This window comes from Isoptericola variabilis 225, assembly GCF_000215105.1.
GTDB classification, from domain to species: Bacteria; Actinomycetota; Actinomycetes; order Actinomycetales; family Cellulomonadaceae; genus Isoptericola; species Isoptericola variabilis_A.
Map to the genome: position 1 here is coordinate 1,916,063 of NC_015588.1, position 20,397 is coordinate 1,936,459.

19 protein-coding genes are annotated in these 20,397 nt (G+C 75.3%); 4 read left to right on the forward strand and 15 right to left on the reverse strand.

The annotated features are described in order from the left end of the window. Positions 1-40: 40 nt before the first annotated feature. The 4 genes from ISOVA_RS08945 to ISOVA_RS08960 form a co-directional block, all read right to left on the reverse strand. Entirely contained in the window at positions 41-2,872 is a 2,832-nt protein-coding gene (locus tag ISOVA_RS08945) for an aconitate hydratase (RefSeq protein WP_013838913.1), read from the reverse strand. Between the two features lie 161 nt (positions 2,873-3,033). Then, a complete protein-coding gene (locus tag ISOVA_RS08950) occupies positions 3,034-3,459 on the reverse strand; it encodes a hypothetical protein (protein WP_013838914.1) in 426 nt (141 codons plus the stop codon). A gap of 24 nt (positions 3,460-3,483) precedes the next feature. After that, positions 3,484-4,794 (reverse strand): class I SAM-dependent RNA methyltransferase, encoded by a 1,311-nt coding sequence (locus ISOVA_RS08955; RefSeq protein WP_013838915.1) that lies wholly within the window; start codon positions 4,792-4,794, stop codon positions 3,484-3,486. 87 nt (positions 4,795-4,881) lie between these two features. Further along, on the reverse strand, positions 4,882-6,873 hold the full coding sequence (locus tag ISOVA_RS08960; RefSeq protein WP_041295299.1) for an APC family permease: 1,992 nt from the start codon (positions 6,871-6,873) through the stop codon (positions 4,882-4,884). 112 nt (positions 6,874-6,985) lie between these two features. Between ISOVA_RS08960 and ISOVA_RS08965 the strand changes: the two genes are divergently transcribed. Together ISOVA_RS08965 and ISOVA_RS08970 are read left to right on the forward strand one after the other, a co-directional pair. Further along, positions 6,986-7,642, forward strand: coding sequence for a potassium channel family protein (locus tag ISOVA_RS08965; protein WP_013838917.1), 657 nt, complete (start codon positions 6,986-6,988; stop codon positions 7,640-7,642). Continuing rightward, a complete protein-coding gene (locus ISOVA_RS08970; protein WP_013838918.1) occupies positions 7,642-8,400 on the forward strand; it encodes a potassium channel family protein in 759 nt (252 codons plus the stop codon). The genes ISOVA_RS08965 and ISOVA_RS08970 overlap by 1 nt, the downstream gene beginning before the upstream one ends. A 12-nt stretch (positions 8,401-8,412) precedes the next feature. Here the strand turns inward: ISOVA_RS08970 and ISOVA_RS08975 are convergent, their stop codons facing one another. From ISOVA_RS08975 to dut, 4 genes are all read right to left on the reverse strand, one after another. Continuing rightward, positions 8,413-9,162, reverse strand: a complete 750-nt coding sequence (locus ISOVA_RS08975) for a DUF3159 domain-containing protein (RefSeq protein ID WP_041294826.1) — start codon at positions 9,160-9,162, stop codon at positions 8,413-8,415. Then, complete coding sequence (locus ISOVA_RS08980; RefSeq protein WP_013838920.1) at positions 9,159-9,527, reverse strand: OB-fold nucleic acid binding domain-containing protein; 369 nt, start codon at positions 9,525-9,527, stop codon at positions 9,159-9,161. The genes ISOVA_RS08975 and ISOVA_RS08980 overlap by 4 nt, the downstream gene beginning before the upstream one ends. Before the next feature lie 15 nt (positions 9,528-9,542). Next, on the reverse strand, positions 9,543-10,292 hold the full coding sequence (locus ISOVA_RS08985) for a DUF3710 domain-containing protein (RefSeq protein WP_013838921.1): 750 nt from the start codon (positions 10,290-10,292) through the stop codon (positions 9,543-9,545). A gap of 70 nt (positions 10,293-10,362) precedes the next feature. Further along, a complete protein-coding gene (gene dut, locus ISOVA_RS08990) occupies positions 10,363-10,854 on the reverse strand; it encodes a dUTP diphosphatase (RefSeq protein ID WP_013838922.1) in 492 nt (163 codons plus the stop codon). 39 nt (positions 10,855-10,893) lie between these two features. Between dut and ISOVA_RS08995 the strand changes: the two genes are divergently transcribed. Next, a complete protein-coding gene (locus ISOVA_RS08995) occupies positions 10,894-11,394 on the forward strand; it encodes a DUF3093 domain-containing protein (protein WP_013838923.1) in 501 nt (166 codons plus the stop codon). 121 nt (positions 11,395-11,515) lie between these two features. Here ISOVA_RS08995 and ISOVA_RS09000 read toward each other — a convergent pair whose 3' ends face one another. From ISOVA_RS09000 to ISOVA_RS09010, 3 genes are all read right to left on the reverse strand, one after another. Then, positions 11,516-11,815: a DUF4193 domain-containing protein gene (locus ISOVA_RS09000; protein WP_013838924.1), complete on the reverse strand. Its 300-nt coding sequence runs from the start codon at positions 11,813-11,815 to the stop codon at positions 11,516-11,518. Positions 11,816-11,984: 169 nt separating this feature from the next. After that, positions 11,985-12,908: an inositol monophosphatase family protein gene (locus ISOVA_RS09005; protein WP_013838925.1), complete on the reverse strand. Its 924-nt coding sequence runs from the start codon at positions 12,906-12,908 to the stop codon at positions 11,985-11,987. A gap of 2 nt (positions 12,909-12,910) precedes the next feature. After that, positions 12,911-13,582, reverse strand: a complete 672-nt coding sequence (locus ISOVA_RS09010; protein ID WP_041294827.1) for a trimeric intracellular cation channel family protein — start codon at positions 13,580-13,582, stop codon at positions 12,911-12,913. Positions 13,583-13,739: 157 nt separating this feature from the next. On the opposite strand from ISOVA_RS09010, the gene sepH reads away from it, so the two are divergent. Beyond that, complete coding sequence (gene sepH / locus ISOVA_RS15510) at positions 13,740-15,089, forward strand: septation protein SepH (protein ID WP_013838927.1); 1,350 nt, start codon at positions 13,740-13,742, stop codon at positions 15,087-15,089. A gap of 29 nt (positions 15,090-15,118) precedes the next feature. Here sepH and ISOVA_RS09020 read toward each other — a convergent pair whose 3' ends face one another. From ISOVA_RS09020 to ISOVA_RS09035, 4 genes are read right to left on the reverse strand one after another with little or no spacing between them, the layout of a single operon-like run. Then, positions 15,119-15,760 carry a thymidine kinase gene (locus tag ISOVA_RS09020; RefSeq protein WP_013838928.1) on the reverse strand — a complete coding sequence of 214 codons (642 nt, stop codon included), beginning with the start codon at positions 15,758-15,760 and terminating at the stop codon, positions 15,119-15,121. A 30-nt stretch (positions 15,761-15,790) separates the two neighbouring features. After that, entirely contained in the window at positions 15,791-17,005 is a 1,215-nt protein-coding gene (locus tag ISOVA_RS09025; RefSeq protein WP_013838929.1) for an alkaline phosphatase family protein, read from the reverse strand. After that, a complete protein-coding gene (locus ISOVA_RS09030) occupies positions 17,002-17,592 on the reverse strand; it encodes a DUF5998 family protein (RefSeq protein WP_013838930.1) in 591 nt (196 codons plus the stop codon). Before ISOVA_RS09030 ends, ISOVA_RS09025 begins: the two co-directional genes overlap by 4 nt. Positions 17,593-17,646: 54 nt before the next feature. Continuing rightward, positions 17,647-20,382, reverse strand: coding sequence for a GNAT family N-acetyltransferase (locus ISOVA_RS09035; protein ID WP_013838931.1), 2,736 nt, complete (start codon positions 20,380-20,382; stop codon positions 17,647-17,649). Positions 20,383-20,397: the final 15 nt, after the last annotated feature.

Below are 20,397 nucleotides of genomic sequence, written 5' to 3' on the forward strand. Positions count from 1 at the left end.
GGAGCGACGGGGCGTCCGTCGTGCGCGGTCCCGTGCGACGTCAGCCCTCGACGAGCGAGCGCAGCACGTACTGCAGGATGCCGCCGTTGCGGTAGTACTCGGCCTCGCCCGGCGTGTCGATCCGCACGACGGCGTCGAACTCGACGGTGGTGCCGTCGGCCTTGGTGGCCGTGACCGTGACCGTGCGCGGCGTCGTGCCCTCGTTGAGCGCGGTGATGCCCTCGATGTCGAAGGTCTCCGTGCCGTCGAGGCCCAGCGAGTCCGCCGACTCGCCGGCCGGGAACTGCAGCGGCAGGACGCCCATGCCGATGAGGTTCGAGCGGTGGATGCGCTCGAACGACTCGGTGATGACCGCCTTGACGCCCAGCAGTCGCGTGCCCTTGGCCGCCCAGTCGCGCGACGAGCCCGAGCCGTACTCCTTGCCGCCCAGCACCACGAGCGGGATGTTCGCCTGCGCGTAGTCCTGCGCCGCGTCGTAGATCGTGTCCTGGGCGTTCTTCAGGAAGTTGTACGTGAAGCCGCCCTCGACGCCGTCGAGGAGCTGGTTCTTGAGGCGGATGTTCGCGAACGTGCCGCGGATCATGACCTCGTGGTTGCCGCGGCGCGAGCCGTAGGAGTTGAAGTCGCGCCGCTCGACGCCGTGCTCGGCGAGGTACTTCCCGGCCGGGCTGTCGGGCTTGATCGACCCCGCGGGCGAGATGTGGTCCGTGGTGACCGAGTCGCCGAGCTTGGCGAGCACGCGCGCACCGCGGATGTCCGAGACGGGCTCCGGGCGGATCCCCATGCCCTCGAAGTACGGGGGCTTGCGAACGTAGGTCGACTCGGGGTCCCACGAGAACGTGTCGCCCTCGGGCGTCTCGAGCGCGCGCCAGCGCTCGTCGCCCTTGAAGACGTCCGCGTAGTCGCGCTCGAACATGTCGCGGTCGATCGAGCGCTCGATCGTCGCCTGGACCTCGTCGGGCGTCGGCCAGATGTCCTTGAGGAACACCGGGTTGCCCTGCGCGTCCGTGCCGAGCGGGTCGGTGTCGAAGTCGAAGTCCATCGTGCCCGCGAGCGCGTACGCGATGACCAGCGGCGGCGACGCCAGGTAGTTCATCTTGACGTCGGGGTTGATGCGGCCCTCGAAGTTGCGGTTGCCCGACAGCACGGAGACGACCGACAGGTCGTGCTCGTTGACGGCGGCCGAGATCTCGTCCGACAGGGGGCCGGAGTTGCCGATGCAGGTCGCGCAGCCGTAGCCCACCAGGTGGAAGCCGAGCTTCTCGAGGTACGGCCACAGACCGGCCTTCTCGTAGTAGCCGGTGACGACCTGCGAGCCGGGCGCCATCGACGTCTTGACCCACGGCTTGGCCGCGAGGCCCTTGTCGACCGCGTTCTTCGCCAGGAGCGCGGCGGCCATCATGACCGACGGGTTCGACGTGTTGGTGCACGACGTGATCGAGGCGATGACGACGTGCCCGTGGTCCAGCTCGGTCGTGGTGCCGTCCGCGAGCGTGACGGGCACGACCTTGTGCGGGCGCTTCGAGGAGTCGCCGTGCCCCGCGGCGACGGGCTTGTCGCCGGGCTCGTCGTGCCCCGTCGCGATGGGGTCGGACGCCGGGAAGGTCTCTTCGACCGACTCGTCGAGGCTCGCCATGGGCGCGCGGAACCGCGCGGCCTCGTCGGTCGACACGTAGTCGAGGATCGCCGTCGCGAAGGCCTCCTTGGCCTCGCTCAGCTCGATGCGGTCCTGCGGGCGCTTCGGGCCGGCGATCGACGGCACGACCGTCGACAGGTCGAGCTCGAGGTACTCCGAGAACTGCGGCTCGGTGTAGCCCTCGGCCTGCGGGTCGAGCCACAGGCCCTGCTCCTTGGCGTACGCCTCGACGAGCGCGAGCTGCTCGTCGCTGCGGCCGGTGAGGCGCAGGTAGTCGATCGTGACGTCGTCGATCGGGAAGATCGCCGCGGTCGAGCCGAACTCGGGCGACATGTTGCCGATCGTGGCGCGGTTGGCCAGCGGCACCTGCGACACGCCGGAGCCGTAGAACTCGACGAACTTGCCGACAACGCCGTGCTGGCGCAGCATCTGCGTGATCGTGAGGACGACGTCGGTCGCCGTCACGCCGGCGGGGATCGAGCCCGAGAGCTTGAAGCCCACGACGCGCGGGATGAGCATCGAGACGGGCTGGCCGAGCATGGCGGCCTCGGCCTCGATGCCGCCGACGCCCCAGCCGAGCACGCCCAGTCCGTTGACCATCGTGGTGTGCGAGTCGGTGCCGACGCAGGTGTCGGGGTAGGCGCGCAGCACGCCGTCCACCTCGCGCGTCATGACGGTGCGTGCCAGGTACTCGATGTTGACCTGGTGCACGATGCCGGTGCCCGGGGGGACGACCTTGAAGTCGTCGAACGCCGTCTGGCCCCAGCGCAGGAACTGGTAGCGCTCGTGGTTGCGCTGGTACTCGAACTCGACGTTGCGCTCGAACGCGTCGGGGCGGCCCGCGACGTCGATCTGGACCGAGTGGTCGATGACCAACTCGGCCGGAGCGAGGGGGTTGATCTTGGCCGGGTCGCCGCCGAGCTCGGCGACGGCCTCGCGCATCGTGGCGAGGTCGACGACGCAGGGCACGCCGGTGAAGTCCTGCATGATCACGCGCGCCGGCGTGAACTGGATCTCGGTGCTGGGCTCGGCCTGCGGGTCCCACGACGCCAGGGCGTTCACGTGGTCGGCGGTGATGTTCGCGCCGTCCTCGGTCCGCAGGAGGTTCTCGGCGAGGATCTTCAGGGAGTACGGGAGGCGCTCGAGGCCCTCGACGGCGGAGAGGCGGAAGATCTCGTACGCCTTCCCGCCGACCTCCAGCGTTCCCTTCGATCCGAACGTGTCCACGCTGCTCACTACGGCTCCTTCTGCGGGGCGTGACGGGCACGGCGCGCCGGGGCCGTCCGCGGCACCCGGAGCCGTGCTGGGTCTTGGGGCTCTGCCCAGCCTACGTACCGAAGACCGGGCACGCCCCAGCATAGACCATTTATCTTGACGTCAAGATACTTAGGGTCGCCTCACGGCCACCGGTCGAGGACGACCTCGACGTCGAGCCGCTCGAGGTCCACGCCGTCGGGCACCGCGACGACGCTGGTCGTCCAGGCGAGGTCGTCGGTGCAGGGCCCGCGTTCCTCCACGGACAGGGTCACCGTCACCAGGTCGCCGTCGGCCTGCACGTCGCTCGCGACGTACGGGCACGACGAGCTCCCGGCGGCGTAGACCGCGAGCCGACGCGTCTGCGGGTCCAGCACCCAGCCGGGCTCGAACGTCTCGGGCGGCACGTCGGCAGCCGGCGGCAGGCCCGGGTACGTCTCGACGGCCACGCGCGCGGGCGGCCGGGCGACGAGCGCGACGACGAGCGCCACGGCCACCGCGAGCGCGATGACCGCGAGCCGCGTGGGCAGCCAGCGCCGTACGGAGCGGTCGCGCGCGTCGTCGTCCACGCCTCGACCGTACCGCCAGGCCGGTCAGCGGGTGAGGACCGCGACCGCCTCGACGTGGTGCGTCATGGGGAACAGGTCGAACCCGCGCAGCGACGCGAGCTCGTACCCGCGCTCGCCGAGGTACCCGACGTCGCGCGCCAGCGCGGCCGGGTCGCACGCGACGTAGACGACGCGCGACGGCGCGCGGTCGGCGATCGCGTCGACGACGGTCCGCCCCGCGCCCGCGCGCGGCGGGTCGAGCACGACGACGTCGGCCGCACCGACGCCCGCTCCCCCGGCGTCGCCGTCGGTGAGGACCCGGTCGACCGCGCCGAGGTGGAGCTCGACGTGGGGCAGGTCGTGCGCGTTGCGCCGCGCGTCCTTGACCGCGCGGGCGTCGCCCTCGACGGCGACCACGCGCCCGTCGGGACCGACGGCGTGCGCGAGCGGCAGCGTGAACAGGCCCGCGCCCGAGTAGAGGTCGAGCACCGTCGCGCCCGCGACGTCGCCCGACTGCCCGAGCACGGCGTCGAGGACCGCCCCGGCGAGCACGCCGGGCGCCTCGCGGTGCACCTGCCAGAAGCCGTCGGCGGCGACCCGGTACCGGTGCTCGACGCCGCCGGCGCGGACGGTCTCGGTCACGGCGCGCCGCGCGTTGGGCCGGGTGTCGGGCGTGCCGCGCCGCACGGGTGCGCCGTCGAGGAGGAGCACGGGCGCGGACCCGTCGGCCGGGGCCACGAGCTCGAGGCGTGCGCCCGGTCGCCAGCGCCGGGTCCACACGCCCTCCGCCTCGGCCAGCGCGGCGACCGCCTCGGTCGCGAGCGGCATGCGGTCGAGGGCGACGACGTCGTGCGAGCGGAAGCGGCGCATCCCGGCGCGGCCCTCGCCGTCCGCCACGAGCTCGACGCGCGTGCGGTACGCGAGGCCGCCACGCTCGTCGTCACCCGGCGCCGCCTCGACCGCGACCGTGCGCTCGACGTGCGCGATGCGGCGCAGCTGGTCGGCGAGCACGTCGGCCTTCCAGCGCCGCTGGCCCGGCAGCGAGACGTGCGCGAGCTCCCCGCCCCCGACGCCGCCCGGGCCGGCCTCGGGCCAGGCGGACTCGACGCGGTCGGGCGACGCCTCGAGCACCTCGACGGCGTCGGCGCGCCAGAACCGCGACCCGCTCTCGGTGACGCGGGCGCGGACGCGCTCGCCCGGCAGCGCGTGGCGCACGAAGACGACGCGGCCGTCGAGCCGCGCGACGCAGTGGCCACCGTGGGCGGCCGGACCGACCTCGAGCTCGAGCTCGCGGCCGGCCTCCGGGTCGGGGGTCGAGGGACGCGGGCGCGGCGAGGAACGACGGGGTCGGGGCATGGGTGCCATTCTCCCCCGCCGCGAGCGCCTCGCCCGACGTCGTCCGCGTGACGTGCGGCTCAGTGCGTGCGGCCGGGGCCGGGCGGCTCAGAACGGGCGGTACGTCGTGACGTCCTCGAGACCGGTCTGCCCGGCGGACGACGAGAGCTGCCACGGCACGGACGCGACGACGACGCCCGGCGTGAACAGCAGCCGTCCCTTGAGGCGCTGCGCCGACTGGTTGTGCAGGAGGTGCTCCCACCAGTGCCCCACGACGTACTCGGGCAGGTAGACGACCACGAGGTCGCGCGGCGACTCGCGACGCACCGAGCGGACGTACTTGAGCACCGGACGCGTGATCTCGCGGTACGGGGAGTCGAGCACGCGCAGCGGGACCGGCAGGTCGAGGGCCTCCCACTGGCGCATGAGCTCCTCGGTCTCCTCGCGGTCGACGCCGACCGTGATGGCCTCGAGGACCGACGGGCGCGACACCCGCGCGTAGGCGAGCGCGCGCATGGTCGGCTTGTGGATCTTGGAGACGAGCACGATCGCGTGCACGCGGCTCGGCAGCGCGCGGGCCTCGGCGAGGTCGTCGAGCGCGAGCTCCTCGCTCACGCGGTCGTAGTGGCGACGGATCGCCATCATGATCACGAAGACGGCGCCCATGGCCACGAGCGTGATCCAGGCCCCGTGCGTGAACTTGGTGACGAGGACGATGAGCAGGACCGCCGCGGTCATCGCGAAGCCGACGCCGTTGACGACGCGCGAGCGCTTCATGCGGGCCCGCTCGCGCGGGTCGGGCTCGGTGCGCAGCGCGCGCGTCCAGTGCCGCAGCATGCCGAGCTGCGACATGGTGAACGACACGAACACCCCCACGATGTACAGCTGGATGAGTCGTGTCACGGAGGCGTCGAACGCGGCGATGAGCACGGCCGCGGCGATCGCGAGGGTGATGATCCCGTTGGAGAACGCCAGCCGGTCGCCGCGCGTGTGCAGCTGGCGCGGGAGGTAGCCGTCCTTGGCCAGGATCGAGCCGAGCCGCGGGAACCCCGTGAACGACGTGTTGGCCGCGATGAGCAGGATCACGAACGTGACGACGGCGACGGCGACGGCGGCGGGCGCGAAACCGGCGAACACCGCCTCGGCGAGCTGGCCGAGCACGGGGTGCTGGTCGTAGTCGTCCGGCACCGGTCCCCCGTCGAGCGTGAGCTGGGTCTCGGGGTCCTCGACGAACCGGATGCCCGTGGCCCGCGCGAGCAGCAGCACCATCATGAGCGTCGCGGCCGAGATGACGCCGAGCAGCGCCAGCGTGCGCGCGGCGTTGCGCGCCTTGGGCTTGCGGAACGCCGGGACGCCCGTGCTGATGGCCTCGACGCCGGTCAGGGCGACCGCGCCGGACGCGAACGCGCGCGCCACGAGGAACGCGCCGGCGACGCCGACCAGCCCGGCCTCGAACCCGGCCGCGGGCACCACGTCGTACTGCGCGCTCTCGGCCTGCGGGAGCGTGCCGGACAGGTGCCGCACCGCGCCGGTCACCGCGATCGCGCCCATGAGCAGCATGAACAGGTACACGGACACGGCGAACGCGCGCGCCGACTCGCGCACGCCGCGCAGGTTGACGATCGTCAGGACGACGACCAGCACGACGGCGACCGCGGCCTCACGCCCCCGCACGGCGGGGATGATCGTGGCCGCGAACTGCGACGCCGACGACAGGGACACGGCGACGGTGAGCACGTAGTCGAGCAGCAGGGCCGACGCGACGCCGACGCCCGCGGTCGTGCCCAGGTTGGTCGTGGCGATCTCGTAGTCCCCGCCTCCCGACGGGTAGGCGCGCACGTTCTGGCGGTACGATGCGACGACGACGAGGAGCACGACGACGACGCCGAGGCCGACCCACGGCGACACGGTCGTCGCGGCGAGCCCCGCGACCGCGAGCATGAGGAGGATCTCGTCGGGCGCGTACGCCATGGAGGAGAGGGCGTCCGAGGCGAAGACCGGCAGGGCGATCCGCTTCGGCAGGAGTCTGCGGCCCTCGCTCCCGCTGCGCATGGGGCGTCCCAGCAGCAGGCGCTTGGCGGCATCCGCGATGTCCGACACGGCCACCCATGCTATGCCCGCGCGGGCCCGCCGGCGCTGCGCCGAGCCGCGCGGCCCACGACGGCAGGCCGCGGTCCGGAGGTATAGCGTTCTGGTCGTGCACTTCGTGATCATGGGCTGCGGCCGCGTGGGAGCCACGCTGGCGCAGACGATCGAGTCCCACGGGCACTCCGTGGCCGTCATCGACCAGAACCCCGACTCCTTCCGCCGCCTGCCGGCCGAGTTCTCCGGCCAGAAGGTGACCGGGGTCGGCTTCGACCGCGACACGCTGGCGCAGGCGGGCATCGAGGACACGTACGCCTTCGCGGCCGTGTCGGACGGCGACAACTCGAACGTGCTGGCCGCGCGCGTCGCGCGCGAGACGTACGGCGTGGAGAAGGTCGTCGCGCGCATCTACGACCCGCAGCGCGCGGAGATCTACCAGCGGCTCGGCATCCCGACCGTGGCGACGGTCCGGTGGACCGCCGACCAGGTGCTGCGCCGCATGCTCCCGCTCGGCGCGACCGACGAGTACCGCGACCCGTCCGGGCAGGTCAGGCTCGCGCAGGTCGACTACCACCCGGGCTGGACCGGGCTGTCGGTGCGCCGCATCGAGAGCGCCACGGGCGCCCGCGTCGCGTTCCTGTCGCGCTACTCCGAGGGCATCCTCGTGACGCCGGAGACGGTCCTGCAGGAGAACGACGTGCTGCACGTGCTCATGCACGCGGACGACGCGGCCGCGGTCGAGCGCACGCTCACCCACGCGCCGCGCGACGCGGAGGAGGACTGATGCGGGTCGTCGTCGCCGGGGCCGGGTCGGTGGGCCGCTCGATCGCCCGCGAGCTCCTCGCCCACGACCACGAGGTCGTCCTCATCGACCGCAGCCCCGCGGCCATGCGGGTCGCCCAGGTGCCCGACGCCGACTGGCTGCTCGCCGACGCGTGCGAGCTCTCGTCGCTCGCGAGCGCCGACGTGGAGAGCGCCGACGTCGTCGTGGGCGCGACGGGCGACGACAAGGTCAACCTCGTCTTCTCGCTGCTGTGCAAGACGGAGTTCGGCGTGCCCCGCACGGTCGCCCGCGTGAACAACCCGAAGAACGAGTGGATGTTCGACGTGTCGTGGGGCGTCGACGTCGCCGTCTCGACGCCGCGCATCATGACGGCGATGGTCGAGGAGGCCGTCGCCGTCGGCGACCTGGTGCGCATCTTCACGTTCCACCAGTCGGGTGCGGACATCCTCGAGGTCACGCTCCCCGAGGACTCGCCGCTCGTCGGCCGGCGCGTGGGCGGGATCGACTGGCCGCACGACACGGTGCTCGCCGCGATCGTGCGCTCGACCGCGCCGATCGCACCCAGCGTCGACGACACGCTCGAGGCGGGCGACGAGCTGCTGCTGGTCACGGGCCGCGAGGCCGACGAGGAGCAGCTGCAGGCGCTGCTGTCCGACGGCGGCACGGCGGCCGGCGCACCCGCCCCGGCGGTCGAGGTGGTCGACGTCGAGGCCGGTCGGGGCCGCGCCGACGAGCCCGTCGAGCCGCCGGAGGCGTGACGGCCGGCCGGGTCAGGCGGTCGCGGCGGCGGTGCTCGCCGGGTGCGGCCGCCGGACCACGGCCCAGGTGAGCCACAGCACGAGCCCCCACAGCGGGACACCCATGACGAGGTGCGCCGTCCCGAGCCACGCGACGTCGCCCGCGAAGTACAGCGGCACCTTGACGATCAGCCGCAGGGCGAACAGCCCGACCCAGAACCACGTCGCGAGGGTGTAGCGGCGCACGAGCGCGGGGTCCTTGCGCCACGCGACGAGCGGCGCGAACGGGCTGGGGGCGCCGTCGGCGGCGTCGCCCTCGGGCGCCGCGGCGCCCGCGTTCTGCGCCCGCTCGCGCGCCTGGTCGACGAACCCCGAGCGGAACGCCTCGACCACGAGCCCGACGGCGGGCCAGCGCGCGAGGATCGACGCGAGGATGACGACGAGGTAGACCGCGTTGGTCCACAGCCCGACGGCGTAGAAGTTCTCCGCCTCGCCCGAGCGCCAGGCCCAGAACACGCCCACCGCGATGCCGAGCAGCCCGCCGAGCGCCTGGGTCACGGGCGTGCGCTGCAGCAGGCGGGCCGCGACGGCGACGAGCGCGGCGGCGACCGACGCGACGAGCGCGGCGCGCAGGTCCGTCGTCGCGACGAACACGACGACGAAGAGCAGGCCGGGCGCGATCGCCTCGACGACCCCGCGCACCCCGCCGACGGCCTCGGCGAACGAGAAGCTCTCCGCGGTGACCGCACGCACGCCGCGGCGGTCCTGCCCCGGGGCGCTCACTCGCCGGCCTGGGGTCGGAGCTCGTAGCGGGGGTTGTAGACCACGCGGCGGCCGTCGACCTCGCACACCATGCCCTCGACGCGGATGCGTCGTCCCGGCTCGATGCCGGGGATGGTGCGGCGCCCGAGCCAGACCAGGTCGAGCGACCCCGACCCGTCGTACAGCTCGGCCTCGACCGTCGGCACCGTCTCGCGCGGGCGCAGGACGACCGAGCGGAGGACGCCCGTGGCGATCCCCCGGTGCCGGGTCTCGAGGTCCGCGACGGCCGAGCAGCCGCGCACGAGGGCGGCCTCGTGCCGCTCCTGCTCGGCGGCGACCTCGTCGGCCGAGGCGAGCGCGTGCCGGACGGTGCTGCGCAGCGACATGGTCCTCGTCACCCCTCAGCGGATCTCGGTGATCTCCGGCCCGCGCGTGAGCGGGTCGAAGCTCGGCGGCGCGGGTGCCGCACCCTGCGGGCCTGCCTGGCCCTCGGCCGGCCGGTTCTTCTGCGGGAGCGTGAGCGTGAGCAGGTCGCGGGGCGGGCGCGGGTTGCCGTCGCGCACGACGACGACGTTCGCGAACACCGACTCGAGCGGCTTGGCCGCCTCCTCGTCGACCGCGGCGCGGCCGGTCAGGACGCCGCGCAGGAACCAGCGGGGGCCGTCGACGCCGACGAACCGCGCGGGACGCACGGCCGCCTGGCCGTCGGGGCCCGTGGCGGGGATGCGCGCGAGCAGCTCGCGGCCGAACGGCCCGGGGACGTCGTCGACGGTGCCGCCCTGCTTGGTCACCGACGCGGCGATCTCGGCCCGCACCTCGTCCCAGATGCCGGTCGTCTTGGGCGCGGCGAACGCCTGGACCTGGAGCCCGGAGCCGCCGAGCTGCGCCGAGACGCCGGTCACCTTCTGCGTCTTCTTGTCGATCTCCATGCGCAGCTCGAGGCCGGGCAGGACGGGCAGCCAGATCGCGCCCAGGTCGACGCGCGGTCCCTTGGCCGTGACCTGCGAGGCGTCGAACGGCCCGCGCTCGGGCCTCGCCGGGTCGGGTGCGGCCGCGCCGCCGGGCGCCGCCGCGGGCGGGTCCGACGGGAGGGTCGCGGGCTCGGACGCCTCAGGCGTCCTCTTCGACGCGTTGCGCCGGAACAGACCCACAGGGGATCTCCTTCACTCGCTCCATCCCGGCCGGGCGGCCGGGACCGTTCACGTCCACAGTACTGCGACCTCAGCGCGCCGCGGTCCAGCCCCCGCTCGACCCGAAGCCGCCCTCGCCGCGGTGCGACCCGGGAAGCGTCTCGGCCCGCACGAACCGCGCCTTCTCGACGCGCTGCACCACCAGCTGGGCGATGCGGTCGCCGCGACTCAGGTGCACCGTCTCCTCCGGGTCGGTGTTGAGCAGGACGACCTTGATCTCGCCCCGGTAGCCGGCGTCGACGGTGCCGGGCGCGTTGACGACGGTGAGGCCGTGCCGGGCGGCCAGGCCCGAGCGGGGGTGGACGAAGGCGGCGTACCCGTCCGGCAGGGCGATCGCCACCCCGGTGGGGACCACCGCGCGCTGGCGCGGCGCGAGCTCGACGTCGACGGTCGTCACCAGGTCCGCGCCCGCGTCGCCCGGGTGGGCGTACGACGGCGCCGGGATGCCGTCGTCGAGCAGGCGGACCAGCACGTCGACCGTGCTGCCGTCGGTGGTCACGGGCCGGTTCGCGGAGTCAGGCACCCCGGCAGCGTAGCCGACCGCGGCTGCGATGATGTGCCCATGAGCGACGCCCCCGCCGGTCCCCCTCCCCGTCCCTCGTACCGCGAGCGCCTCCTGCCCGGAGCCCTCGGCTGGCTCGGCGCGGTGGGGGCCGGAGCGGTCGCGGGGATCGCGCTGTGGCCGCTCTCGCCGACGGCCGGGGTGGTCGTCGGGGTGCTCGTGGCGGTCGCGGCGGTCGTGGCCCTCGCCGCGACGTCGCCCGTCGTCCAGGTCGTCGGCGGCGAGCTGCACGCGGGCCGGGCGCACGTGCCCGCGCGGCTGCTGGGCGAGCTGACCGCGCTGGACGACCCCGAGGAGATGCGTGCCGAGCTCGGGCCGCGGCTCGACGCGCGCGCGTACGTGTGCCTGCGCGCGTGGGCGCGCACCGGGATCAAGGCCGTGCTCGAGGACCCGGCCGACCCGACGCCGTACTGGGTCGTCTCGACCCGGCGTCCGGCCGAGCTGGTCGCGGCCGTCGAGCGCGCGCGTCACGCCGGGCCCGGGGCGGTCGCCGCGGACTGACGCCGAGCACGACGAAGGCCGCCACGTCCGCGACGTGGCGGCCCGTCGGCCGTCGGCCCGCGCTCAGGCGGTGGGACCGCGGTGGTCCCGGTGTCGCCCGAGCCTGCAGGTCACCGCCGGCTCAGGCGGCGCACTCGGTGCAGACCATCTGGCCGTTCTTCTCGTAGGCCAGCTGGCTGCGGTGGTGGACCAGGAAGCAGCTCGTGCAGGTGAACTCGTCGGCCTGACGAGGCAGCACGCGCACCGAGAGCTCCTCGCCGGACAGGTCGGCGCCGGGAAGCTCGAAGCCTTCCGCGGCCTCCGTCTCGTCCTCGTCGACGACACCCGAGCTCTTGTCGGACCGACGCGCCTGGAGCTCCTGGAGGGAGTCCTGCTCCACGTCCTCGTCGGTCTTGCGGGGGGCGTCGTAGTCGGTTGCCATCTGTGGGGTCACGCTCCGTGATGTCGGTGTCGGTACGCGCTGATAATGCCTGCGGGCCGGGTTTTGTTCCCGGGTCGGCCACCGGATTGTGCACCATTTCGACGGCACGCGCGAGCAGGCCCCCCGCACGTCCCACGAGACGGGCGCCGACCTGCGACGACGCCGCGGATCAGGCCTCCTGGTCGGGGCCGTCGGCGCCCGCGTCCTCGAGCAACCGGACGAGCTCGGCGACGCGTGGCGCCGCGCCCGCCACGGCCATGGTCGTGCCTGCGGGCTCGCCTCGCAGCCCGGTGACGGCGGCGCCGGCCTCCGCGGCGACGAGCGCGCCCGCCGCGAGGTCCCAGGGGTTGAGGCCGCGCTCGTAGTAGAGGTCGAGGCCGCCCTCGGCGAGCAGGCACAGGTCGATCGCGGCCGACCCGAGGCGCCGGATGTCCCGCACGCGCGGCAGCACGTGCGTGAGCACGCGCGCCTGGTGCGCGCGGCGGGCCGCGGCGTAGCCGAACCCCGTGCCGACGAGGCACGCGCCGAGGGACTGCGGCTCGTTGATCCGCAGCGCCCGCCCGTCGCACGTCGCTCCCTGGCCGCGCGCGGCGGTCCAGGTGCGCCCGTCGACGACCGAGTGCACCGCGCCCGCGAGGGCGGTCCAGCGGGCGGGGTCGGCCGGCCCGGCGACCACGGCGACCGACACGGCGTACGAGGCGACGCCGTAGAGGTAGTTGACGGTCCCGTCGATGGGGTCGACGACCCACGTCAGGCCGCTCGTGCCCGCGACGTCGACGCCCTCCTCGCCGAGGATCGCGTCGTCGGGGCGCGCCGCGGCGATCCGTGCGCGCAGGAGCTCCTCGACCGCGCGGTCCATCTCGGTCACGGGGTCGACGGCGCTCGACTTGGTCGCGGCGACCACGACGCGCTCGGGCCGGCCCTCGCGCACGAGCCGGCCGGCCTCGACGGCCAGGTCGGCCGCGAGCGCGCGGAGGGCGGCGACCGTGGCGTCGTCGGGGAGCTCGCCGGGCGCCGCGGCCGGCGGTGCGACGGAGGGTGCGGCGGAGGGTGCGGCGGACGGGGTGGGCTCGGGCGCGGGGTCGGTGCTCACCCTCACATCCTGCCCGAGCCCCGGCCCCAGCGTCCGGTCCAGCCCGTGCCCGCGCCGGGCACGACCCACCCCAGGGCCAGGGACAGCAGCCGGAAGCCGAGGACGAGCGCGACCACGAGCACCTGCGACCACAGCGCGAGCAGGTCGGCGTGCCACAGCGCGGCCGTCAGCGCGGCGCCGGCGAGGGCGGGGATCGCGTAGAGCTGGCGGTCGGCGAAGATCAGCGGGACCTCCCCGACGAGCACGTCGCGCAGGATCCCGCCGCCGACGGCGGTGAGCACGCCGACGACGACCGACGCGAGCGGGCCGGCGTCGAGCTCGAGCGCCTTGACCGTGCCCTGCAGGACGAACAGCGCGAGCGCCGCGGCGTCGAGCACGACGATCGCCCGCCGCATCCGCTCGACCCGCGGGTGCAGGACGAAGATCACGACGCCGGCGGCGAGCGCTGTCGCGACGAGCCGCCAGCTCGAGATGCCGACGGGCGGGACCGCGCCGATGAGCACGTCGCGCAGCACGCCCCCGCCGAGGCCGGTGATCCACGCGAGCACGAGGACGCCGAAGACGTCGAACCGCTTGCGCACGGCGGCCAGTCCGCCCGAGACTGCGGCGACGAAGACGGCGAGGACCTCGATGAGGGTCACGGGGCCGAAGGCGAACGCGTCCACGGGCGTCATCCTCGCAGCCGGGGTGCTCCCGTGCGCCGGGCGACCAATCGGCGGCACACCGGCGTACCTGCGCGGAACGGCGGGAGCCGGGTGGCACGCTCGAAGCCAGCGGTCCCGGCCCGACGCCCGCGGGCCGTGTCGGGGGTCGCAAGGCTGAGGAGGAAGCATGGCCGAGCTCGAGCTCGTGAGGCTGCACGAGGACGGCGAGCGCCTCGTGCTGCGCGCGTCCGACGGCACGGAGCACGCCCTGCCGATCACGGAGGCGCTGCGCGCCGCGGTGCGGCGCGACCGCCCACGGACCGAGGCCCTCCAGGCCCAGGCGCACGCGCCGCTGCGGCCCCGCGACCTGCAGGCTCGTCTGCGCGCGGGCGCGACGGCCGAGGAGCTGGCCGCCGAGTCGGGGCTGCCGGTCGAGCACGTGCGGCGCTACGAGTGGCCCGTCGTGGCCGAGCGCGAGCACGCCGTGGGCCAGGTGCGCGCCCACCGCATCGACGGCGACTCCGACCGCACGCTCGGCGAGGCCGCCGACGCGCGGCTCGCGGCCCGGGGCGTCTCCACGGACGAGGCCACGTGGTCGGCCCGCCGCGACGGGACGGCCCCGTGGGTCGTGGAGGTCCGCTTCTCCGCGGGCGAGCGCGACCGCAGCGCCCGGTGGACGTTCGACCCGCGCGGCCGCGTGGTCACGCCGCTCGACGACGAGGCGCGCTGGCTCGGTCAGCCCGACGACCCGCTGTCGCCCGAGATGGTCGGGGTGCCCTCGATCACGAGCCGGTCGCACGCGCGCGGCGACTCCGCTCGCCGGCCCGCCGACGCCGCCGCCGACGCGACGGCGCTCCTGCTCGACGACCTCGCCGGACGCCGCGGGCAGCGCCCCGGCTCGCGCACCGCGCGCCGCGCCGACGACCCGTACCAGTCGGAGGAGCTGCCCCTGGGCGACCTCGACCCGGCACCGCGCCCCGCCACCGGGGCGGTCCCCCGCGTGCGCCGCCCGGGTGAGGGCGCCGCACCCGAGACGGGCCACCAGCCGGTCGCGCGCATCCCGGCCCCGTGGGTGCACGACGCCGGCCCGCAGGAGGGCCCGCCGGGCGCGACGTCGGCGGGGGCGCCTCAGGGAACCGCGTCGGGGACCGTGCCCGGCGCCGTGCCCGACGGCGAGCCCGAGGGCGCCTCGGTGGTCGACCTCGGCGCGCGCCGCCAGCGCGCCGTCGCGCCGGCCGGCGACCCCGCGCCCGAGCGCGAGCCCTCCGGCGACACCGCGCCCGAGCCGTCGTCCGGGAGCCCGTCCGGGCCGGCGCCGGCCGAGCCCGCGCCGGCCGGCGAGCGGCCGGACCACGGGCGACCGCGGCCGTCGCCGGGCCCGGCGCACCCCGCCGCACCCGCACCCGCATCGCGCGAGCCGGAGCCGGCGTCCGACGCGCGCCGCGGCCCGGCCGGCCGGCGTCCGGGCCGCAAGGGCCGCGCGCAGGTGCCCAGCTGGGACGAGATCGTGTTCGGGGGCGCGCGCCCGCAGAAGTAGGCCCCGGGAGCATCGGCGGCGCCCGCGGCTCAGAGGTCCAGCAGCGCGTCGCCCGCCGAGAGCCGCCGCGCGACGTCGGCGGTCATGCGCCGCATGTGGTGGCGCCGGCACAGCACCTCGTACGCGATCTCGCCGGCGCCGTCGCCGACGTCGCCCACGACGACCTGCTCGCCCTCGACGACCATGACGCCGTCGACCGTGCGGGCGTTGTGGGTCGCGCGCGCCCCGCACCAGCACAGCGACTGCACCTGCAGCACCTCCGTGCGGTCGGCGAGCTCGATGAGCCGCGCCGAGCCGGGGAACAGCCTCGTGCGGAAGTCGGCCGTGATGCCGAACGCGAAGACGTCGATCTCGACCTCGTCGACGAGCCGCGCGAGCTGCTCGACCTGCTCCGGCGAGTAGAACTGCGCCTCGTCGCACACGAGGTAGTCGACGAGCCGACCGGCCTGCCGCTCGGCCGCGACGACGTCCCAGAAGTCGGTGTCGTCGCTGACCTCGCGCGCCTCGACCTCGAGCCCCAGCCGGGACGACAGTCGCGCGACGCCCGCGCGGTCGTCGCGCGTGAAGATCAGCCCCGTGCGACCGCGCGCGGCGTGGTTGTGGTCCAGCTGCAGCGCCAGCGTGGACTTGCCGCTGTCCATGGTCCCGGAGAAGAAGACGAGCTCGGCCATGGCCCCAATCCTCCCAGACGCGCCGGCCGCTCAGGCCACGACGGCGAGGAGCGGAACGTGCATCTCGGTCTGGGTCAGCGAGCCGTGCACGCCCGGCATCGCGCGCGCCTCGGCCGTGTGCAGGCGCGAGTCCACGACCGTGGCGCGGCCTGTGCTCGCCACGACGACGTCGCCGACGGCCTCCCGCACGTGCCCGGCGACCTGGCCGAACCACCCGGCGTGGATTGCGTCGTCGCCGAGCACGACGACCGCGTCCTCGCCGAGCACGTCGCGCCATTGCGCCGCGACGTCGGCCGGGTCGGCGCCCGGCTCGGTGTACACGTGCAGGGCGCGGGGCTCGCCGCCGAGCAGGGCGACGCCGCGGGCGAGCTCGGGCGTCGTCGCGACGTCGCGCTGCAGGCCCGGGTCGACCGGGATCTGGCCGTGGTCGGCCGTGACGAGCACGAGCGTGCCCGCGGGCAGGGACCGCACGAGCCGGCGCAGCTCGGCGTCCGCCGCCTCGAGCGCGTCCCCCCACTGCCACGAGTCGGGCCCGTGCTGGTGGCCCGTCTTGTCGACGTCGCCGTGGTAGAGGTACACGAGCCCGGTCTCGCGCAGGGTCCGCACCGCGACGTCGACGCGCTCGCCGAGCGTCTCGGCGACGACGTAGCGCGGCCCGCGCAGCGCGGCGCGCGTCATGCCCGAGCCCTCGAACTTCCGCGGGCCCGGCGCGACGACCGGCAGCCCGGCCGCGGCGAGCGTCTCGAGCACCGTCGGCTCGCGCTGGAGGTCCTCCGGTGCGGTCCCCAGGGGGCCCGAGAGCTTCGTGCCGGGCCGGTACGGGTCCGACTGCTCGGTCCACGACACCATGGTGGCGAGGCCGCCGGTCGCGGGGTTGCGCTGGGTGTAGCCGAGCAGGCCCGTGCGCCCGGGCGAGGTGCCGGTGCCGAGCGTCGCCAGCGCCGCCGCCGTCGTCGACGGGAAGCTCGAGGTGAGGGAGCGTGCGTCGGCGAGCAGCGAGCGCAGGAACGGGGCGTGGCCGCCGCGCTCGACGAGGTTGTGCAGGCCCAGCCCGTCGACGAGCACGACGACGACCCGCCGCGCCGCGGGCAGGCCGAGGGCGGCGAGGCACTCCCCCGACCGCAGGCCGGTCGCCGTGGTGAGCTCGAGCCCGAGCGCGCCGGCGGCCGCGGGCAGCACGGCCGCCAGCGAGCCCGTGCCGTAGGCGGGCGCGACGAGCCCCTCGGCGAGGGCCGGTGCGGTCATCGAGCGCTGACGCCGGTGGCCGCCGACAGCGTCCGGGCGAACGCGACCGCGCGGCGAACGGCGTCGCGGCCCTCGGCGGCGCCGCTGACGCGCACGACGACGTCGTCGGGCGTCATCTGGCCCGTGAGGCCGTGGTCCGCCTCGCAGCTCGGGTCGGGGCACTGGGCGGGCTCGAGGTCGATGCGCGACACGGCGCCCCACCCGATCGCGAGCGTGAGCTCGGACGCGCTGTCGCCCGGGCGGTGCTGGGCGGGCTCGTTGACGACGTGCGTCAGGGCGACCGACCGGATCTCGCTCAGCGGTACGGCCTCGGTCGTCGCGGCGGCCGACGACGGGTGGGCGGCGTCGCCCTCGTGGTCGTCGACGTGCGCGGTCACGAGCCGGGTCGGCGTGAGCACCAGAACGGTCAGGTGCCGGCGGACCTCGTTGTCGAACGTGGTCTCGGCCTGCACGAGGTGCGCGACGACGGCCTCGTCGGCGAGCGCGACGTCGAGGACGTCGTCGACCAGCTGGGGGTAGTAGCCCGCGCGGTAGACGCTGGCGGTCAGGTCGTCACGGAGGTTCTTGCGAGTGGTCGCGTTCGGCACCCGGGCATTCTCCCACTCCCGGCCCCCGCGCGGCCACCGGCGAGGCGGAGGCGGTCAGCCGGGCAGCGCGCGGCGCAGCGCGTCCTGCCGGCGCGCCGCGGGTCGCAGCCGGGCGGAGGCGTGCAGCACGGACACGCCGGACTCGGCGACGACCACCGGGTACAGCTCGAGCGAGGCGAGCTCGGGCAGGTCGTCGGCCATGACGGAGACGCGCGCGAGCAGGTCCTCGAGCGCGTCGACGTCGACGGGCGGCGTGCCGCCGTAGCCGAACAGCCGCGGCGCGGCCCGGATGGTGCGGACCATGCCGGCGACGTCGACGTCGGTCAGCGGCGGGACGCCGTACGCGACGTCGTCGAGCAGCTCGGTCGCGTCCCCCGCGAGCCCGAACGAGACCAGGGGGCCGAACAGCAGGTCCTCGGCGGACCGCACGACGCACGCCACGCCGACGGGCGCCATGCGCTGCACCTCGAACACCGGGTCGGTCTCCCCCAGCACGGACGAGGCGACGCCGCGCATGCGCGCGACGTCGTCGCGCAGCTCGGCCGCGTCGGCGATGTCGAGGCGCACGCCGCCGAGGTCGGTGCGGTGCCGCAGCGCGGAGGACGCGCTCTTGAGCGCGACGGGCCACCCGAGCTCGTCGGCCGCGGCGACCGCCTCGTCCGGGGTGCGCACCTGCCGCGAGCGCCACAGGTCGAGCCCGTAGCAGGCGAGCAGCGCGGCGGCCTGGTCCTGGTCGAGAGCGCGCGTCGTGTCCTCGTCGCCGAGCCACGACTCGACGAGGCGGCGGGCGCGGCGCGCGTCGACCCCCTCGGGCCGCACGTGGCTGCCGTGGTCCTCGGTGCGCCACCGGGCGTGCTCGACGACCTTGCCGAGCGCGGTCACGGCGTCCTCGGGCGTCGAGAACGCCGGGATGCGGACGAGGCGGCCGTCGGGCGCGGTCGCGGCGAGCTCGTCGGGCATGCCGTGCAGCCCGAGCATCGACGCGACGGTCGTGCGGCCGGTCCGCGCCGCGGCCTGCGCGACGGCGCGCGCGACGACGCCCGTCCGGGGCAGCACGACGGGCACGTCGACCACGACGACGACGTCGCACGCGCCCGGCGCGTAGAGCGCGTCGACCGTGCGGGCGATCTCGTCGTCGGACGCGCCGGGCGGCAGGAAGTCGGACGACGCCGCGACGACGAGCCCCGCGGCGGCGGCCGCCTCGGCGACGAGCGCCGCGAGCGCCGCCGACGACGCGAGGATGCCCACCCGGTTGCCGGCCGGCAGGGGCTGGTGCGCGAGCACCTGCGCGACGTCCATGAGCTGGTGGGTGTTGGCGGCGCGGATGACGCCCGACTGGCGCAGCATCTCGTCGAGCAGGCGGCGCGGCGCGTGGGTGGCGCGCACCGCGTGCCCGGGCGGGACCACCTGGCCCGAGCGGCCCGCGATGACGACCACCACGGGCTTGACCGCCGCGAGGCGTCGCGCGATCCGGGAGAACTTGCGCGGGTTGCCGATCGACTCGAGGTAGAGGCACACGACCTCGGTGGCCGGGTCCTCCTGCCAGTACTGCATGAGGTCGTTGCCCGACACGTCGGCGCGGTGGCCGGCCGACACGAGCGACGAGACGCCCAGGCCACGGCGCTCGAGCGTCGCCGTGAGCGTGACCGCCGCGGCCGCCGACTGGCAGAAGAGCCCGACGACGCCCGCGGCGGGCGGCCGCTCGGCGAGGCTCGCGTGCAGGCGCGCGCCGGGCGTCGTCGTGACGATGCCGTACGACGCCGGGCCCACCACGCGCATGCCCGCCGCGTGGGCGGTGCGCAGCAGCTCTCGCTGGCGCGCCAGGCCGGCCTCGCCCGTCTCGGCGTACCCGGCCGCGAGCACGACGACGCCGCGCGCGCCGTGCGCGGCGAGGCGCCGGACGGCGTCGATCGCGACGTCGGGCACGACCGCGAGCAGGCCCAGGTCGACGTCGCCGACCTCGTCCCAGCCCCCGACGGCGACGAGCCGCGGGGCGGCGGGCACCGGGCCGGGCGCGCCGAGCACGACGAGCTCGGTGTCGCCCGGGTCGGCGACGGCGGCCTCGATCACCCGGCGGGCCAGGTGCGCCTCGGGGCTCGTGGGGTTGCCCGGCCCCGGTCCGACGAGGAGCACGCGCCGCGCCGAGAGGAGCCCCTGCATCGACCGGGCCTCGGCCCGGTGCTCGCGGTCGGCCATGACCTCGCGCGAGCGCTCGGTCGGGTCGATGTCGAACGCGACGGAGACGACGCCGTCGTCGAGGTGCTGCGTGACCTCGTAGCCGGCGTCCCGGAACACCTTGAGCATCGACGAGTTCTGCGGCAGGACGTCGGCGACGAACCGGCGGATGTCGCGCTCGCGCGCCGCGGCGGCGATGTGCTCGAGCAGGACCGACCCCAGCCCCTTGCCCTGCATCGCGTCGGCGATGTTGAACGCGACCTCGGCCTCGCCGTCGGCGACCTTGTCGTAGCGCGCGACGCCGATGATGTCCTCTCCCCCGTCGGCACCCGGCCGAACCGCGACGAGCGCGACCCGCTCGGCGTGGTCGACGTGGGTCAGGCGCCGCAGCTCGCGCTCCGTCAGGCTCCGCACGGGCGCGAAGAACCGGAAGTACGAGGACTGCTCGGACTGGGCCTGCTGGAAGCGCTGGAGCGCGTCCGCGTCGGCCGGCCGGATGGGCCGCAGGTGCGTCGTCGTGCCGTCGCGCAGCACGACGTCGGCCTCCCACCCGAGCGGGTAGTCGGGGGCGTTCTCGGCGGAGCTGGCGCTCGCGGCGTCCGCGGGTACGTCCACCGTCGAAGGTTAACC

Coding starts and splice junctions, on each gene's coding strand:
- ISOVA_RS09020 (WP_013838928.1), bottom strand. CDS start 15,760: ATGGCCGAGCTCGTCTTCTTCTCCGGGACCATGGACAGCGGCAAGTCC.
- ISOVA_RS08995 (WP_013838923.1), top strand. CDS start 10,894: ATGAGCGACGCCCCCGCCGGTCCCCCTCCCCGTCCCTCGTACCGCGAG.
- ISOVA_RS08965 (WP_013838917.1), top strand. CDS start 6,986: ATGGGCTGCGGCCGCGTGGGAGCCACGCTGGCGCAGACGATCGAGTCC.
- ISOVA_RS09010 (WP_041294827.1), bottom strand. CDS start 13,582: ATGACGCCCGTGGACGCGTTCGCCTTCGGCCCCGTGACCCTCATCGAG.
- ISOVA_RS09000 (WP_013838924.1), bottom strand. CDS start 11,815: ATGGCAACCGACTACGACGCCCCCCGCAAGACCGACGAGGACGTGGAG.
- ISOVA_RS08955 (WP_013838915.1), bottom strand. CDS start 4,794: ATGCCCCGACCCCGTCGTTCCTCGCCGCGCCCGCGTCCCTCGACCCCC.
- sepH (WP_013838927.1), top strand. CDS start 13,740: ATGGCCGAGCTCGAGCTCGTGAGGCTGCACGAGGACGGCGAGCGCCTC.
- ISOVA_RS08980 (WP_013838920.1), bottom strand. CDS start 9,527: ATGTCGCTGCGCAGCACCGTCCGGCACGCGCTCGCCTCGGCCGACGAG.
- ISOVA_RS09025 (WP_013838929.1), bottom strand. CDS start 17,005: ATGACCGCACCGGCCCTCGCCGAGGGGCTCGTCGCGCCCGCCTACGGC.
- ISOVA_RS08970 (WP_013838918.1), top strand. CDS start 7,642: ATGCGGGTCGTCGTCGCCGGGGCCGGGTCGGTGGGCCGCTCGATCGCC.